Source organism: Parapedobacter sp. 2B3 (genome assembly GCF_041925275.1).
GTDB classification, from domain to species: Bacteria; Bacteroidota; Bacteroidia; order Sphingobacteriales; family Sphingobacteriaceae; genus Parapedobacter; species Parapedobacter pyrenivorans_A.
In genome coordinates this window covers 1-15,285 of record NZ_JBHEUZ010000014.1, presented here as the reverse complement: position 1 = coordinate 15,285, position 15,285 = coordinate 1, and the positions used below count along the sequence as shown (strand labels likewise).

The following is a 15,285-nucleotide window of genomic DNA, read 5'->3' as shown; positions in this document are numbered from 1 at the left end:
TTTGTCTCGGGCAAAACAAACGGTTGTTTGATTTTTAACCTTTATTGCTGCCACCGCCTTTGCCAGCCTCGCCACCGGGTTTGGCGATAGACCCACGCATATCGGTGTCGGCCTGGATATTCTGCATCCGGTAGTAATCCATTACGCCCAGGTTGCCGCTACGGAATGCTTCTGCCATGGCCAATGGCACCTGTGCCTCCGCTTCGATGACCTTCGCCCGGGCCTCCTGCGCTTTGGCGCGCATTTCCTGCTCGGAGGCGACAGCCATCGCCCGCCGTTCTTCCGCACGTGCGTTGGCCACTTTGAGGTCCGCCTCCGCTTGGTCGGTCTGCAATTTCGCCCCGATGTTCTCGCCGATATCGATATCGGCGATGTCGATAGACAGGATCTCGAATGCAGTACCGCTATCCAGACCTTTTGCCAAGACGGTTTTTGAGATACGGTCGGGATTTTCCAGTACTTCTTTGTGATTTGCCGCCGATCCGATGGTCGTAACAATCCCCTCGCCCACCCGGGCGAGGATGGTCTCTTCGCCGGCACCACCTACCAGTTGGTTGATATTGGCCCTTACCGTCACCCTCGCTTTGGCAATAAGCTGGATACCATCTTTCGCCACGGCCGCCACGGGCGGCGTGTTGATAACCCGTGGGTTGACCGATAGCTGCACGGCGTCAAACACATCGCGACCGGCCAGATCAATCGCCGTGGCCAGCTTGAAGTCCAACGGGATGTTTGCCTTATCGGCAGAAATCAATGCTTTGATCACATTATTGACATTGCCGCCGGCTAAATAATGGGTTTCGATCTCGTTCGACGTGATATCCAATCCCGCTTTGGTGGAAGTAATCATGGCATTGGTGACCAGTGCGGGGGAAACTTTCCGGAGCCGCATCAGCAGCAGGTTCAACAGATTGATACGGACTCCCGACAACTGGGCTGTAAACCACAGGTTTACGGGAAGGAGATACAGCAGGAAGAAAAAGGCAACAATAGCGCCTACGATAATCAAAATGGGGGTAATACTCGGATCCATGGGTTCAATACGTTTTATAGTGCGTTTATGCTCCTAAAGATACAACTTTTTTGGCTGCGCACTCAAAAAAATTAACCTTTTCCGCCAAAAGCTACGACAGCATGGTTGGCCGACCGATGGATAACGGCATGCCCATGCTGCTTACCGCTTCCGTACCCTGCCCGAACCGGAGGTCCGTACATTCGTCTGCGCATCGCCGGTATACGTGATATTTCCCGAACCGCTGATGGATGCATCCAATTGCCGATCCACATGGATATTCATATTGCCCGAACCCGAAACCTTAAGGCTAGCGGTTTGGCTTTTCAATTCACCGCCATCGAAAACGCCCGAACCACTGATCGATGCATTGCATTGCGTAGCCCTTCCGGTGGCAAGTATACGTCCAGAGCCGCTTATCGATGCGTTACATGCCTCAGTGGCCGCTTCAAACGTTATCCGCCCCGAACCACTCAATGACGCGTTAAGCTCCTTCCCCGAAATAACGTCCGATACCGTAATGCTGCCCGAGCCGGATTGCGATAGTCCATCAAGCCGCTTCGCCGATACGTAGGCGGTAACCTTACCCCAATTGCTGCGCTGCGATTGCCGTTTAAACCGGATCTTCAAGGTACCCCCTTCCACAATGGTTTCGATTTGCCGGATAGCCGCATCGTCCCCTGCTAGGCGGACGGATTCTTTACCATCCAACCGCACTTCGACGACGATGTGCCCGCTATTGGCGACGGCATGAAACCCCGATACATTGCGCGTTTCGTCTCCGAATGAGGGTGATAGCGCTGCATGGGCCAGGCCCACACCTAGAAAGGGCAACAATAATACCAGCCAGCCCAATGATGATAGTCTTGTATTCATAATCGTTACTATTTCCTATAAGACGCATCATAGCGCAATTCGTTGCAAGCAACCTCTTTTTTTATGCCGAATGGACACCAACCCACAGGATACGCTTGGAGAAGCGGGAACAAACCGCTATTTTTAGCACCGACAGAATCGATTCGACAGCAGCTATGGAAATCATACCCGTTACCGGAGAGCAACTGGCCCGGGCGTTCGTAACGATGGCGCCCACGTTGTACAGCGATGATCCACATTACATCCGTCCGTTTGATAACGACGTGCACCGGGTATTCGATCCGGACGCCAATCCGCGCCATCGCACGGGCCATTGCGCCCGGTGGCTGCTCCGCGACGGCAACGGCCGCTTCATCGGCCGTATCGCGGCATTCTATAATAACAGTACGTTCGAGGGGGACGAATTTCCCGTCGGCGGCTGTGGTTTTTTCGAATGCGTGGACAATCAACAGGCCGCCGACCTACTTTTCAATGCCGCAAAGGAATGGCTGCAGGAAAAAGGCATACAGGCGATGGACGGGCCAATCAATTTCGGCAACCGCGAACGCTGGTGGGGCCTTCTTGTAGACGGTTTCCATCCGCCGTGCTATTGCTGCAACTACAACCCGCCCTATTACCAGCGATTATTCGAACGATACGGCTTCCAAGTCTATTTCAAGCAATTCACCTACCGCCGCGAAATCGCCGCCAAGCTATCTAGCAAGGTCAGCGAGAAAGCGATGAATACGCTCCAAGACGCCGGCTATACCTTCAGCCATATACGGGCCGACAGACTTGATAAAGCAGCCGAAGATTTCTGTACGGTATACAACGAGGCCTGGGCGAGGCACGAGGGTGTGGGCCCTATGAGTGTGGGAAACGCCCGCAAGCTCATGCAAAGCATGAAACCCATTGTCGACCCGAAAATCATATGGTTTGCTTACTACCGCGGCCAACCCGTGGCTTTCTGGGTGAATATACCGGACGTAAATCAGCTCATCGTCAAATACATGGATGGAAGACTGACCCTGTGGGGCAAACTGCTGTTCGTCTGGAACCGATGGCGCAAACGCTGCAGGACCATGTTCGGCATCGTATTCGGCGTGGTGCCAGACCACCAGCGGAAGGGAGTGGAGGCCGCGTTGGTAGTAGCCGCAACAAAGGTGGTACAAGATCCCTCGCAAGTACGGTATGAAGAGATACAGATGAATTGGATTGGCGATTTCAACCCTAAAATGATGAACGTAGCCCGGTATATCGGCGGCACCATCTATAAAACGCACCACACCTACCGCTACTTATTTGACCCTACCAAGCCATTCGAAAGGCATCCGATACTTTGACCTTCCGATTCGAACTTGTAACAAGCGTGTGATTCATATCTTGACTTTTCGTACTTTTGCAGGAATCGGGGTAAAGCAAGTTGATTATGAAACGACTAACCTTCAGGGTACACATCTATCTAGGCTTCTCACTCCTGATCGCGATCCTGCTTGTTAGTTTACGCTACCTCACCTTGCTCTTCAACCAGGTAGAGGTGGCCGATACCACACTTGCCAGTATCCGGACCACCTTCATTGTCACCTCGGTATTGGTCTTTGCGCTCATTGTGTGGCTGTTGGTTTATATCACAAAAACCTTTGAACACTACAAGGAAATCGCCTACCGCATCCGCAAATCCAACCGTGACCTCAATAAACTATCGAAAACAAAAGAGGTAGACAATTGGATACTCAGCGGCTTGGCTGCCCTGGATAACCATACGCGTGGTGGGCGTAGCGAAAAAGAAATAGCCACCAATGCGATCCGGACGGTTTGCCAACATGTACAAGCAAAGGTCGGAATGATTTACCTCAAAAGCTTTTCCCGGGAAGAAGTATATGTCCATGCGGGGTCGTATGCCGTTGAGACAAAAAACATTCCTCCTAAGATCATGGATGGCCAGGGATTGGCGGGCGAGAGTATTTCTGCCAAAAAACAACTTGTATTATCGCATATACCCGAAAATTACCTCACCATCACATCCTCTTTGGGAAAAACCGAGCCGAAAAACATTGTCATTCAACCCCTGGTTTACGAAGAGGAAGTGCTCGGCGTAATGGAGATCGGCTTTTTCCGTGAGGTCGACAAAGAAACCCTCCAATTCCTGCAACGGGCAGGCATTTCTTTGGCCGTGGCCAGTAAAGTAGCGCAGGCACATACAACGCTTACCCTCCTCTATGAAGAAACGCAGCAACAGGCAGAAGAATTGGAGGCTCAGCAGGAAGAATTGCGGGTGCAGCAGGAAGAACTTAAACACGCTAACCTAGCACTCGAAGAAAAAGCAAGGTTACTGGAAGAACGCAATATTTCCATCGAGCTAGCCCGCCAATCCATTGCATTGAAAGTGGGCGAACTGGAACAATCGGGCAGATATAAATCGGAATTTCTGGCCAATATGAGCCACGAATTGCGCACTCCGCTCAACAGCATACTTATCCTCGCGAAATTGCTTGAAGACAACAAAACAGGTAACTTACTGCCCGAACAAGTAAAATATGTATCCGTTATCCATAACGCGGGTTCAGACCTGCTCGACCTGATCAACAACATACTCGATTTATCGAAAATCGAATCGGGCAATGTTGAGCTGTTGTGGGAAGACATCACCTTGTCGTCCATCGCCGAAGATATGCTTGACCTTTTCAGCAGTGTCGCAGACAGTAAAGCGATCGAGTTCCGTATCACGGTGAACGAGGGACTACCTGCGCGCATCGCCACAGATGAACAGCGCCTACGGCAAATACTTAGGAACCTGCTCTCCAACGCATTCAAATTCACGAAAGAAAAGGGCCGGGTGGAGTTGCAGTTTACACCGGCGGGCGAAGCGCCCGGCTGGGATGGCGAATTGGCGGGAGGGATAACGGCAGACCAAGCCATCGCGATCGCCGTATCAGACACCGGTGTGGGCATCGCCCAAAAAAAGCAGCAACTGATTTTCGAAGCCTTCAAGCAGGCAGATGGTTCCACGAGCCGTCAATTTGGCGGCACCGGCCTGGGATTGTCCATTTGCAGGGAACTTGCAACGCTCCTTGGGGGTCACATCCACGTGGCTAGTGGAGTGGGCAAAGGCAGCACCTTTACCTTGTTCCTCCCGCTGCGAAACGGGCCCGAAATAGACGCGACCGCGGCTTATACCGAGCCCCTGCCGGATAAGCCGGACAACCAGCCCCATATGCCGGTAGTGCAGGGGGCGCTCCCGCAGCGAGGGGTACAGGAACCTGCCTGGCCAAAGCGCTTGCTGATCGTAGAAGACGACCCGTATTTTGCCGACATCCTGACCACCTATGCCAAGGACCAAGGGTTTGACGCGCTGCTCGCCCGCCAAGGGGATACCGGACTGCAGATGGCCATCGATTTGCTGCCCGATGCCATCATCCTCGACATCATGCTACCTGTCGTCGACGGATGGACTGTGCTCAAGAAATTAAAAAACAATCCGGCAACCCAACACATCCCTGTGCACCTCATGTCGGCCGGCCAATCCAAAGAGAGCGGTATGGAAGCCGAAGCGGTGGGATTCTTAAAAAAACCCATCGATAGGAAATCGCTCGACGAGGTGTTCGCCCACCTGCACAAAATCACCGCATCGCCACTGAAGAAAGTATTGGTTGTGGAAGACCACGAAATCCAAAGTGAAAACCTGAAAGCATTCCTCTTGGATGGCGGGGTAGACGTAAGGCAGGCATTTACCGGTACCGAAGCGCTGGACTTCCTGGAATCGGAGGAACGTTACGACTGCATCGTGCTGGACATTGTCTTGCCCGATATATCGGGGGTCGACCTGCTCGACCAGATTAAGCAGATCCCCCTATATGCAGACATACCCGTGATCATCAATACGGCGATGGAACTCACCACCGAAATAGTGAGCCGTATCTTGCAACATACCCAAACCATGGTATTGAAATCAGACAAGTCCAATCGCCGTATTCTTGACGAGGTTCACCTATTCATCAACAGGCTTAATGACGACAAATCCGTTCCCAGCCGGGTCCAATCGGTTCGGGACGAATCGGAAACCATCCACATGGACGATGTACTCAACGGCAAGCATATCTTGCTAGTGGATGACGATATGCGGAATATTTTTGCATTGAGCTCGGTATTTGCCCCATACAAACTGACCATTGAAACAGCCAATAACGGGCGGGAGGCACTGGACGCGTTACAAAACAACCCCAGCGTCGATTTGGTTTTGATGGATATCATGATGCCCGAAATGGACGGTTATGAGGCGATTACGAGAATCCGGGAGGACAAAAGATTCGTGGAGTTGCCCATCATCGCGGTTACGGCCAAGGCCATGCAAGGAGATCGGCAACATGTACTTGATGTTGGCGCGAGCGATTACATCGCTAAGCCAGTTGACGTCAATAAGTTACTCTCCTTATTACGGGTGTGGTTAAGTTAAGCGATAGGGAATGGTGGTATCGTTCGGAAATCTGGAAGAGCTGATCACGTTGGTCAACAACGTCCATGGCTTCGATTTGAGCGGCTACTCACGCGCGTCCCTCAAACGCCGCGTATCCCGTATCCTAACGATTTATCAAATCGATTTCGCAGGACTGAAAGACAGTCTGGTAAATTCGCCCGGCTTTTTCAACGAGTTTCTCGTTGAAGTAACGGTAAATGTGACGGAAATGTTCCGCGATCCGGCATTTTACAAGACCCTGCGCGAAGAAATACATCCTTACCTCGCCACCTTTCCCCACATCAAGGTATGGAGTGCCGGTTGCGCTACGGGCGAAGAGGTCTACTCCCTCGCCATACTTCTTAGTAAAGAAGGATTATACAGCCGCACATTCATCTATGGCACCGACGTCAATACAGCGGTCCTTGAACGTGCAAAACAGGGCATCATTGACCTGAAAAAAATGAAAGTCTATTCCGACAATTACCTGCAAACAGATTCGGGCGATTCGCTATCCGAGTATTACACGGCGATGTACGACTCCGCCATTGTCCATCACGAATTGCGGAAGAATATCTTATTTTCCACACACAATTTGGTTTCCGATGGCGTTTTCAATGAATTCCAATTGATTACCTGCCGTAATGTGCTCATTTATTTCACGGCGGATCTGCAACATAAGGTGGTTAATCTCCTCTATGCCAGCCTCGCGCTATTCGGTTTCTTATGCTTGGGGGCCAGGGAAACGCTCCCTGCCAACGGGCTGCGGCACAAATTCAGGGTAATCAGCAAAACACATAATATCTATCAGAAAATTGCTTGAGTCAAACCCATATATCGCCAATAAGCTCCGACATACCGGGGTGCTCGTGCTGGGGTGTTCGGCCGGTGGGTTCAGAATGCTTTTAACGATGCTTAAAGCATTGCCAGCAAACCTCCCCGTTGGCGTCTTAGTGGTGATCCACCGGAATGCCAACTACGAAACCCATCTCGAAGCGAACCTTGCTGCCAAATGCCGTATAGTGGTGAAAGTAGCGGAAGACAAAGAGCCCATCCGGCCCGCTACGGCCTATTTTGCTCCCGCCGGGTACCACTTGTTGGTAGAACCCGATCGAAGCCTATCACTGGACACCTCCGAGCCGGTGCATTTCTGCAGACCATCGATCGATGTGACCATGCAGAGCGCCGCAGACGTCTACGGCGCATCCACCGTAGCCATCCTGCTGTCGGGTGCCAACCAAGACGGTGCCGAGGGCATGGAGTCCGTCCGCAAGGTGGATGGACTATGCATCGTGCAGCATCCGCGCGATGCCGAAGTGGAAACCATGCCTGCCGCGGCTATCAGGAAAGGCGCGGTGGACTTGACCCTCACCAACGGCGAACTCATCATCCTCAGCCAAGGGCTGAGCAACCATATTTTTAGGAATTAACCATGGAGAAACTGAAGTTAGTCATCGTAGACGACAAAGAAGAGAATGTACTCAGCCTGAAGGCATTGCTGGCGGATATAGAGAACCTGGATATATGGGGGAGTACCTCCCCCAACGAGGCCCTCCGTTATTGCTGGAACAACGACATCGCTATCGCCATGGTAGATGTGCAGATGCCCGAAATCAATGGTTTCGAGTTTGTTTCATTGCTTCAAAGCAATCCGAAAACATGGCAAATCATGGTGATCATGGTTACGGCCATATCTAAAGAAGACAAATTCCTGCTCAAGGGGCTCCACAGTGGTGCCGTAGACTACCTTTATAAACCGCTCAACTCGGATATCACGGTAGCCAAGGTAAAATCGTTCATGCAGCAGGTATATATCCAGCGAGAGCTGAAACGTAAAAACGAAGAGCTCGAGCGCTCGCACATCGAGCTGGTCAAAGCCAAAAAAGAGGCAGACCAGGCACGCAAGTCAAAAGAGAACTTCCTCGCCAACATGAGCCACGAAATCCGTACCCCCATCAATGGGATAACGGGGATTACCACCATGCTGCGCAACTCGCCCCTCAATGACCAGCAGTCGGAATGGCTGGATTACCTGGAAAACGCATCGCAGCAGCTGTTGCTCATCATCAACGACATCCTCGATCTTTCAAAGATCGATTCGGGAAAAATGAGGCTGGACTATTCACGGACATCGTTACCCAACATCATTGAAGAGCTTACCAACCTATTTAGCTACAAAGCCGAACAGAAAGGCATCACCTTCCAAGCAATCAATGACAGCAAGCTACCCAAGCACATCCTGGCCGATTCGCTGCGGCTTACGCAGATATTGAGCAACCTCATTTCAAACGGCATCAAATTTACGGAGCAGGGCAGCGTGGTGTTGGAAACCAAATTGCTCAACCGTACCCAACAGCGCATCCATATCCAGTTTTCGGTGAAAGATACCGGTATCGGTATAAACAGCAATGCCATCGACAAAATCTTCCAATCGTTCGAGCAAGGCGAAGAAGGCATCACCAAACGCTTCGGTGGCACGGGGCTCGGACTGGCCATTGTGAAACGGTTGGTCATCCTCCACCAAGGGCAAATCCACGCGTACAGCGAGTTGGGCAAGGGCAGTGAATTTGTATTCCAGTGTTGGTTTGATGAGGCCGATTCCGATTCGGCACCAAAATCGGACAAGAAGCAATACACAGACCTACCGGTGCTCAACAATGTCAATGTACTCCTTGCCGAAGACAATGAACTGAATAGCTTCATGGTAACCCACATGCTGAAGACATGGGGGATTGCGGTAGATGCCGTGAAGAACGGGAAAGAGGCATTGGACAAAGTGGAAGACACATCCTATAGCTTGATACTCATGGATGCGCACATGCCCGTTATGAGCGGCTTCGAAGCTATCCGTACCATTCGGAGCGATAGCCGTGCGCACATCCGGCAGATCCCTATCATCTCCATTTCCGCGTCGGTGCTGCAACGCGAACAGCAAGCTGCCTATGCAGCGGGGGCCGACGCCGTGGTCGGAAAACCTTTCGATCCCGTTTCACTTTACCAGTTGATCAAAACGCTCACCGAAGCTAAAGACAAAACGGATGCGTAATGCTAAAATTACAATTTAGTGATAAATACACTTTTGTTCCTTTCCAAATTCAACTACCTTTGAGGCGCAAACAAAACAGCTCGCTGTGCTGTTAGCATAGATAAAATACTATCTGAACATTAGATTTAAAACACAAAATGAAACAGTTTTTTTTAATCCCCGTGGTTGCGGGTGCAGTTCTTGCCGCTGCTTGCGGAGGCAACCAAACAAGTGAAGGATCGACTGAAGCTACGGAGACGGCTACCGAGCAGGAAGCACCAGCTGTAGACATCCCCGGTTTGGCGGATGTGGCTGTAAGCAACGAGATTGCACTGGAAGGTACTGATTTGATGCAGTATGACAAAACGCTCTTCCGGGTTAAAGCGGGTGAGACCGTGAAATTGACATTCAAGAATGTGGGCGAAATGCCCAAGGAGTCCATGGGGCACAACGTTGTTGTATTGCAACCGGGAACGGATTTACCGGCTTTCGGTGGTGAGGCCATCAAAGCGGTTGATACCGAATACATCCCGGCAACGTTTGCATCGTCTATCATTGCCCACACTAAATTGTTGGGACCGGGCGAAACGGATGTGATTGAGTTTACCCTGGATAGCAAAGGCGTCTATCCATTTGTCTGCAGTTTCCCTGGCCACTACGGTGTGATGCAGGGAAAGATTGTCGCTGAGTAACAGGCACGACATACGCAATAAAAAAGAAGACAGTCAACCGGCTGTCTTTTTTTGTACCTTTTTCCATCCACGAACAATTATTACGTACCTTTGGCCATCGAATTGAATAACTTCATCACATGCAGTACGACGTCATTATAATCGGTAGCGGGCCCGGCGGATACGTAGCCGCCATCCGTTGCGCACAATTGGGTTTGAAAACGGCTATCATCGAGAAATACAGTACGTTTGGAGGCACCTGCCTGAACGTGGGATGCATCCCTTCAAAGGCGTTGCTAGACTCCTCCGAACATTACCATAACGCTGCCCACCAGTTCGGTGCGCATGGTATCAACCTTAGCAACCTTGCGGTAGACATGAAGCAGATGATCGCCAGGAAAGATGAAGTCATCACGCAAAACGTTGCCGGGATCGCGTTCCTGTTCAAGAAGAATAAAATTGACAGCTTCGTGGGCATCGGCTCGTTTGTCGATAAAAATACGGTGAAAATAGCCGGGGCCGAAGGAAAGGCCGAGCAGATCACTGGCAAGAACATCGTCATCGCTTCGGGGTCCAAACCCACCGCCCTTCCTTTCCTCCCTATCGATAAAAAACGGATCATCACTTCTACGGAGGCACTGACACTGACCGAGGTACCAAAACACCTGATTATCATCGGGGGCGGGGTCATCGGGCTCGAACTGGGTTCCGTGTACGCACGTTTGGGCGCTAAGGTGTCTGTGGTGGAGTACGAGAAAAACATCATCCCGACCATGGATGGCGGACTAGGTAAGGAATTGCAGCGCATATTGAAGAAATCGCTTGGCATGGAGTTCTACTTGGGCCACAAGGTAACCGGAGCCACCGCCAAAGGGAAGAAGGTAACCGTCAATGCGGAAAATGCAAAGGGCGAAGCCGTTACATGGGAAGGCGACTACTGCATCGTTGCCGTAGGCCGCACAGCCTATACCGAAGGGTTGGGGTTGGAAAACATCGGCATCACGCTGGAAGAACGGGGTAAGAAGATACCCGTAAACGAACACCTTGAAACATCCGTACCCGGAGTATATGCAATCGGTGATGTGGTGAAGGGAGCCATGCTGGCCCATAAGGCCGAAGACGAAGGGGTATACGTAGCCGAGCGCCTTGCGGGCCAACAGCCCCACATCGACTACAACCTCATTCCGGGCGTTGTATACACCTGGCCTGAAGTAGCCAGCGTAGGCAAAACCGAAGAGCAACTGAAAGCCGACGGCCGCGCCTATAAAACAGGGTCATTCCCTTTCAAAGCCAGCGGCCGTGCCAAAGCCAGCGGCGATACGGATGGCTTCGTAAAGGTGCTAGCCGACGCCAGCACCGATGAAGTGCTGGGCGTACATATGATCGGCCCCCGCGCCGCAGATATGATTGCCGAAGCCACCCTGGCGATGGAATACCGGGCCTCTGCCGAAGATATTGCCCGCATCTGCCATGCCCATCCCACCTATACGGAGGCTTTCCGCGAGGCATCGCTCGCTGCGACAGATAACCGTGCCATCCATATGTAAAATACACATGAAACCTGCCCTGTCAGCGTCTGGCACAAAAGGCGATGAACATGCAGGTTCCCATGAGGCCTATAAAGAACAAACTATTTTCGAATGAATTTCCATACCCGAAAATGGGTCAAGCCCGAAGACCTGAACCCGAACGGAACCCTCTTCGGAGGGACGTTGCTCCGATGGATAGACGAAGAGGCGGTCATTTACGCCATCGTCCAGTTGGGCAATCCATACGTGGTCACCAAATTCATTTCCGAAATTAACTTCGTGAGTTCGGCCCGCCAAGGCGACATTATCGAACTCGGCATCACCGCGACGCACTTTGGCTACACCTCTATTACGCTGACCTGCCAAGTGCGCAATAAAATCACGCGCAAGAGCATATTGACAATAGATAAACTGGTTTTCGTCAATCTCGACAAAGAAGGGAACCCTACGCCGCACGGCAAGACAGAAATCACCTACGCTTACGCCGGGAACAAACCGTAAAGATCAATCTTCCCGACGTAATTTCCGCTCAACGAAAAAGGGAGCAAAAGGAATCAGCGAAGCCAGAAAGAAGGCAGCTACGCGCCCGATTTTCCACTTATAACGGTCTGTACACGCCCATAGCAAGTACACATACGCGATGAACAGGATACCGTGCGCCCAGCCCACGTATTTCACGCCCAACAGGGCCCATTCGTAGTCGGTGGTGCGTTTCAACACCGAAAAGGCAACCAACACCACCATGGATATCCCTTCGATAAGGGCAATGTTACAGAACCATTTGAGGGTTTGTTTCGTTGTAACCATCTTTGATCGTTTTTGTGGCCGCAAGATAGCCAATTATCCCGGCAGGTTAGCGTCGCCACCACCCTTTGACCGAAATGTGACGGAGGGGTTAGTCCTCGGTCCCGGGTCAATCGCTTACGGCCGCGACTTTAGGATTTTCTTAAAAAAATTTATGTAAGTTTGTAGCCACCTTACATGTTCGGGATAGCAACAGAAACGTGAATCAATCTCAAGAAAGCAACTAAGATATATGAACTACGACATCATTGTAATCGGGAGTGGACCGGGTGGTTATGTGGCCGCCATCAGGGCTTCCCAACTTGGATTTAAAACCGCCATTGTAGAACGGGAATCATTGGGGGGCATCTGTCTCAATTGGGGCTGTATTCCCACCAAAGCGTTGCTCAAAAGCGCACAGGTATTTGAATACCTCAACCATGCCGCTGATTACGGCATCAAGGTAAATGGTGGCGAAGCCGATTTCGATGCGATCGTGAAGCGCAGCCGCGGCGTAGCCGACGGCATGAGCAAGGGAATCCAGTTCCTGATGAAGAAAAACAAGATCGATGTGGTTATGGGTACGGCCAAAATAAAAAAAGGCGGCCAAGTGGAAGTCAAAGGTTCAGACGGGGACACCAAAACATACACCGCAACGCATACGATATTGGCTACGGGCGCGCGGTCGCGCGAGCTTCCCAACCTAAAGCAGGATGGCAAGCGCATCATCGGGTACCGCCAAGCGATGAGTTTGGAAAAGCAACCCGAATCGCTCGTTGTTGTCGGATCCGGTGCCATCGGCGTTGAATTTGCTTATTTCTACAATGCCATTGGCACGAAGGTAACCGTGGTGGAGTACCTCGACCGCATTGTACCCGTAGAAGATGAAGAAATCTCCAAGCAACTGGAGCGCAGTCTGAAGAAAGCGGGTATCAACATCCTCACGAGTGCCGAAGTGCAGTCGGTGGATACCTCGGGCAAACGATGCAAGGTACAGATAAAAACAGCCAAAGGAACCGAAACCATCGAAGCTGAAACCGTGTTGTCGGCCGTTGGCATCACCCCCAATATCGAAAACCTGGGCTTGGAGGAGGCCGGTGTCAAAACGGATAAAGGCCGCGTGGTGGTAGACGACTTCTACAAAACCAACGTAAACGGCGTTTACGCCATCGGCGATATCGTAAAGGGCCAAGCGCTGGCACATGTCGCTTCGGCCGAAGGCATTACCTGCGTGGAGAAAATAAAAGGGCTGGATATATCGCCGATCGATTACAACAACATTCCCGGTTGCACGTACTGCACACCCGAGATTGCATCGGTGGGCTTTACTGAAAAAGCTGCCAAGGAGGCCGGATACGAAGTCAAAGTAGGCAAATTCCCCTTCTCCGCATCGGGCAAGGCAAGTGCTGCCGGGGCGAAAGACGGTTTCGTAAAGGTGATTTTCGACGCCAAATACGGTGAGTTCCTCGGAGCCCATATGATCGGAACCAATGTGACGGAAATGATCGCCGAAGTGGTGGTAGCCCGCAAGTTGGAATCCACGGGGCACGAAATTATCAAAGCCGTGCATCCGCACCCGACCATGAGCGAGGCCATTATGGAAGCCGCCGCGGATGCATACGGCGAAGTGATCCATTTATAGTTGTTTTGTCGTAAGTCTTTTTTAGTCGTTAGTCATAAGTCAACCAGAACAGCACTTACGACTAAAGACTTACGACTAAAGACTTACGACAAAGACTTACGACAAAGACTTAAACCTGATTAACCAACCGCGATTTGAACGTCACCTTTACCGGTTCCGGCCGTTCTACGGCATCTATCTGTTCGAAAAGTAATTCCGCCGCCTTTTTCCCTTGCTCGCCGGGAAACTGCTCGATGGATGCCATGGGCGGATTTTCCATGTACTTCCAGAGCGGGTAGTTCGCGTAGCTAATGAAATGGATGTCTTGGTTAAGGGTGACCCCCCGTTGGCGGACCACCTTCATCACGTCCAATGCTACATAGTCATTGAACGAAACAACGGCCGACGGGCGTTTCGGCAAGGCCAGCAATTGGGATATCGCTGTCTCGTTGCCTTCGGCGGTAAGGTCGGTATGAACCATGTATTCCTCCTTGAACGGGATACCACCTATGCTGAGCCCTTTAAGATATGCCCGTTTACGTTCGATGCTTGCAGGGAGCAGCGGTGGGCCGTTGATGAGCGATATGGCATGGTGCCCGCAGGAGACGAACACATCAATGGCTTCCAGCATGCCCGTTTCCAGATCGCTTACCACCTTATTGATATTTTCCAGATCGGGCACGCAATCGAAAAAGACGATGGGAATACCGGCACTTTCCAATAGCTCTATGAAAGGATACGCACGGGTATTCTTTCCGATTGACATGAGAACCCCGTCCACCCGGTGCGCTTTCAGTGTCTGGAGGATACGAAGTTCGCGGTCCGCATCGTCGAGCGACTGTCCCATGATGACCGTATAATTTTTTCCGCTGGCTACGTTTTCAATTTCACTGATGGCTGCCGAAAAAAAAGGCTCCGACAGACTGGGCAATACCACGCCTATGGTAAATGTTTTACGTTGCTTGAAAAAAATGGCGGTTTGATTAGGCTCATAATTCAACTCCTCGGCCACCTTTTTCACCCGCATGGTCGTTACCAACCCGATACTCGGATGGTCATTCAGAGCGCGTGATACCGTAGACGGTGAAATTTTCAACCGCTTCGCAATTTCCTTGATCGTTGCCGGTTTACCTTCCTTCATCAGCTTCCCCTTTTTATGGTCAGTTCCAACCATCGTTGGAAAGCGCAATATACGAATTATTGGCAGAAGGAAAACACGTGCGGGAGGTTATTCCAGGGAAATCGCTTTTAAAAATACGCGGCGAGCAGGCTGCTTCGGAAATCGTCATCCAGGGCAGCGCGTTGCCTCTTTTTAGGCTTACTTAACTTTGATTCG

At 51.3% G+C, this 15,285-nt stretch carries 13 protein-coding genes; 9 read left to right on the top strand and 4 right to left on the bottom strand.

The window, feature by feature from the left end; genetic code table 11:
- Window positions 1-34: 34 nt before the first annotated feature.
- Both floA and ACEVG1_RS15550 read right to left on the bottom strand, forming a co-directional pair.
- Window positions 35-1,033 (bottom strand): flotillin-like protein FloA, encoded by a 999-nt coding sequence (gene floA, locus ACEVG1_RS15555; protein ID WP_374744635.1) that lies wholly within the window; start codon window positions 1,031-1,033, stop codon window positions 35-37.
- Between the two features lie 141 nt (window positions 1,034-1,174).
- Window positions 1,175-1,888: a head GIN domain-containing protein gene (locus ACEVG1_RS15550; protein WP_374744634.1), complete on the bottom strand. Its 714-nt coding sequence runs from the start codon at window positions 1,886-1,888 to the stop codon at window positions 1,175-1,177.
- A 155-nt stretch (window positions 1,889-2,043) separates the two neighbouring features.
- On the opposite strand from ACEVG1_RS15550, the gene ACEVG1_RS15545 reads away from it, so the two are divergent.
- From ACEVG1_RS15545 to ACEVG1_RS15510, 8 genes are all read left to right on the top strand, one after another.
- Complete coding sequence (locus ACEVG1_RS15545) at window positions 2,044-3,210, top strand: hypothetical protein (protein WP_374744633.1); 1,167 nt, start codon at window positions 2,044-2,046, stop codon at window positions 3,208-3,210.
- A gap of 86 nt (window positions 3,211-3,296) precedes the next feature.
- Window positions 3,297-6,320, top strand: a complete 3,024-nt coding sequence (locus ACEVG1_RS15540; RefSeq protein ID WP_374744632.1) for a response regulator — start codon at window positions 3,297-3,299, stop codon at window positions 6,318-6,320.
- 10 nt (window positions 6,321-6,330) lie between these two features.
- Complete coding sequence (locus tag ACEVG1_RS15535) at window positions 6,331-7,143, top strand: protein-glutamate O-methyltransferase CheR (protein WP_374744631.1); 813 nt, start codon at window positions 6,331-6,333, stop codon at window positions 7,141-7,143.
- Between the two features lie 40 nt (window positions 7,144-7,183).
- Window positions 7,184-7,750 (top strand): chemotaxis protein CheB, encoded by a 567-nt coding sequence (locus ACEVG1_RS15530; protein ID WP_374744714.1) that lies wholly within the window; start codon window positions 7,184-7,186, stop codon window positions 7,748-7,750.
- A 2-nt stretch (window positions 7,751-7,752) separates the two neighbouring features.
- Window positions 7,753-9,366, top strand: coding sequence for a response regulator (locus tag ACEVG1_RS15525; RefSeq protein WP_374744630.1), 1,614 nt, complete (start codon window positions 7,753-7,755; stop codon window positions 9,364-9,366).
- 137 nt (window positions 9,367-9,503) lie between these two features.
- Window positions 9,504-10,037, top strand: coding sequence for a plastocyanin/azurin family copper-binding protein (locus ACEVG1_RS15520; RefSeq protein ID WP_374744629.1), 534 nt, complete (start codon window positions 9,504-9,506; stop codon window positions 10,035-10,037).
- A gap of 119 nt (window positions 10,038-10,156) precedes the next feature.
- Window positions 10,157-11,563 (top strand): dihydrolipoyl dehydrogenase, encoded by a 1,407-nt coding sequence (lpdA, locus tag ACEVG1_RS15515; protein ID WP_374744628.1) that lies wholly within the window; start codon window positions 10,157-10,159, stop codon window positions 11,561-11,563.
- A 93-nt stretch (window positions 11,564-11,656) separates the two neighbouring features.
- Window positions 11,657-12,046, top strand: a complete 390-nt coding sequence (locus ACEVG1_RS15510; RefSeq protein WP_374744627.1) for an acyl-CoA thioesterase — start codon at window positions 11,657-11,659, stop codon at window positions 12,044-12,046.
- Window positions 12,047-12,049: 3 nt separating this feature from the next.
- Here ACEVG1_RS15510 and ACEVG1_RS15505 read toward each other — a convergent pair whose 3' ends face one another.
- Window positions 12,050-12,352 carry a DUF3817 domain-containing protein gene (locus ACEVG1_RS15505; RefSeq protein WP_374744626.1) on the bottom strand — a complete coding sequence of 101 codons (303 nt, stop codon included), beginning with the start codon at window positions 12,350-12,352 and terminating at the stop codon, window positions 12,050-12,052.
- A gap of 229 nt (window positions 12,353-12,581) precedes the next feature.
- Between ACEVG1_RS15505 and lpdA (ACEVG1_RS15500) the strand changes: the two genes are divergently transcribed.
- The gene (gene lpdA, locus ACEVG1_RS15500) at window positions 12,582-13,970 is read left to right on the top strand and encodes a dihydrolipoyl dehydrogenase (RefSeq protein WP_374744625.1); all 1,389 of its coding nucleotides are present in this window, start codon (window positions 12,582-12,584) and stop codon (window positions 13,968-13,970) included.
- A gap of 109 nt (window positions 13,971-14,079) precedes the next feature.
- On the opposite strand, the gene ACEVG1_RS15495 is transcribed toward lpdA (ACEVG1_RS15500), so the two are convergent.
- Window positions 14,080-15,090, bottom strand: a complete 1,011-nt coding sequence (locus ACEVG1_RS15495) for a LacI family DNA-binding transcriptional regulator (protein WP_374744624.1) — start codon at window positions 15,088-15,090, stop codon at window positions 14,080-14,082.
- Between the last annotated feature and the right edge of the window lie 195 nt (window positions 15,091-15,285).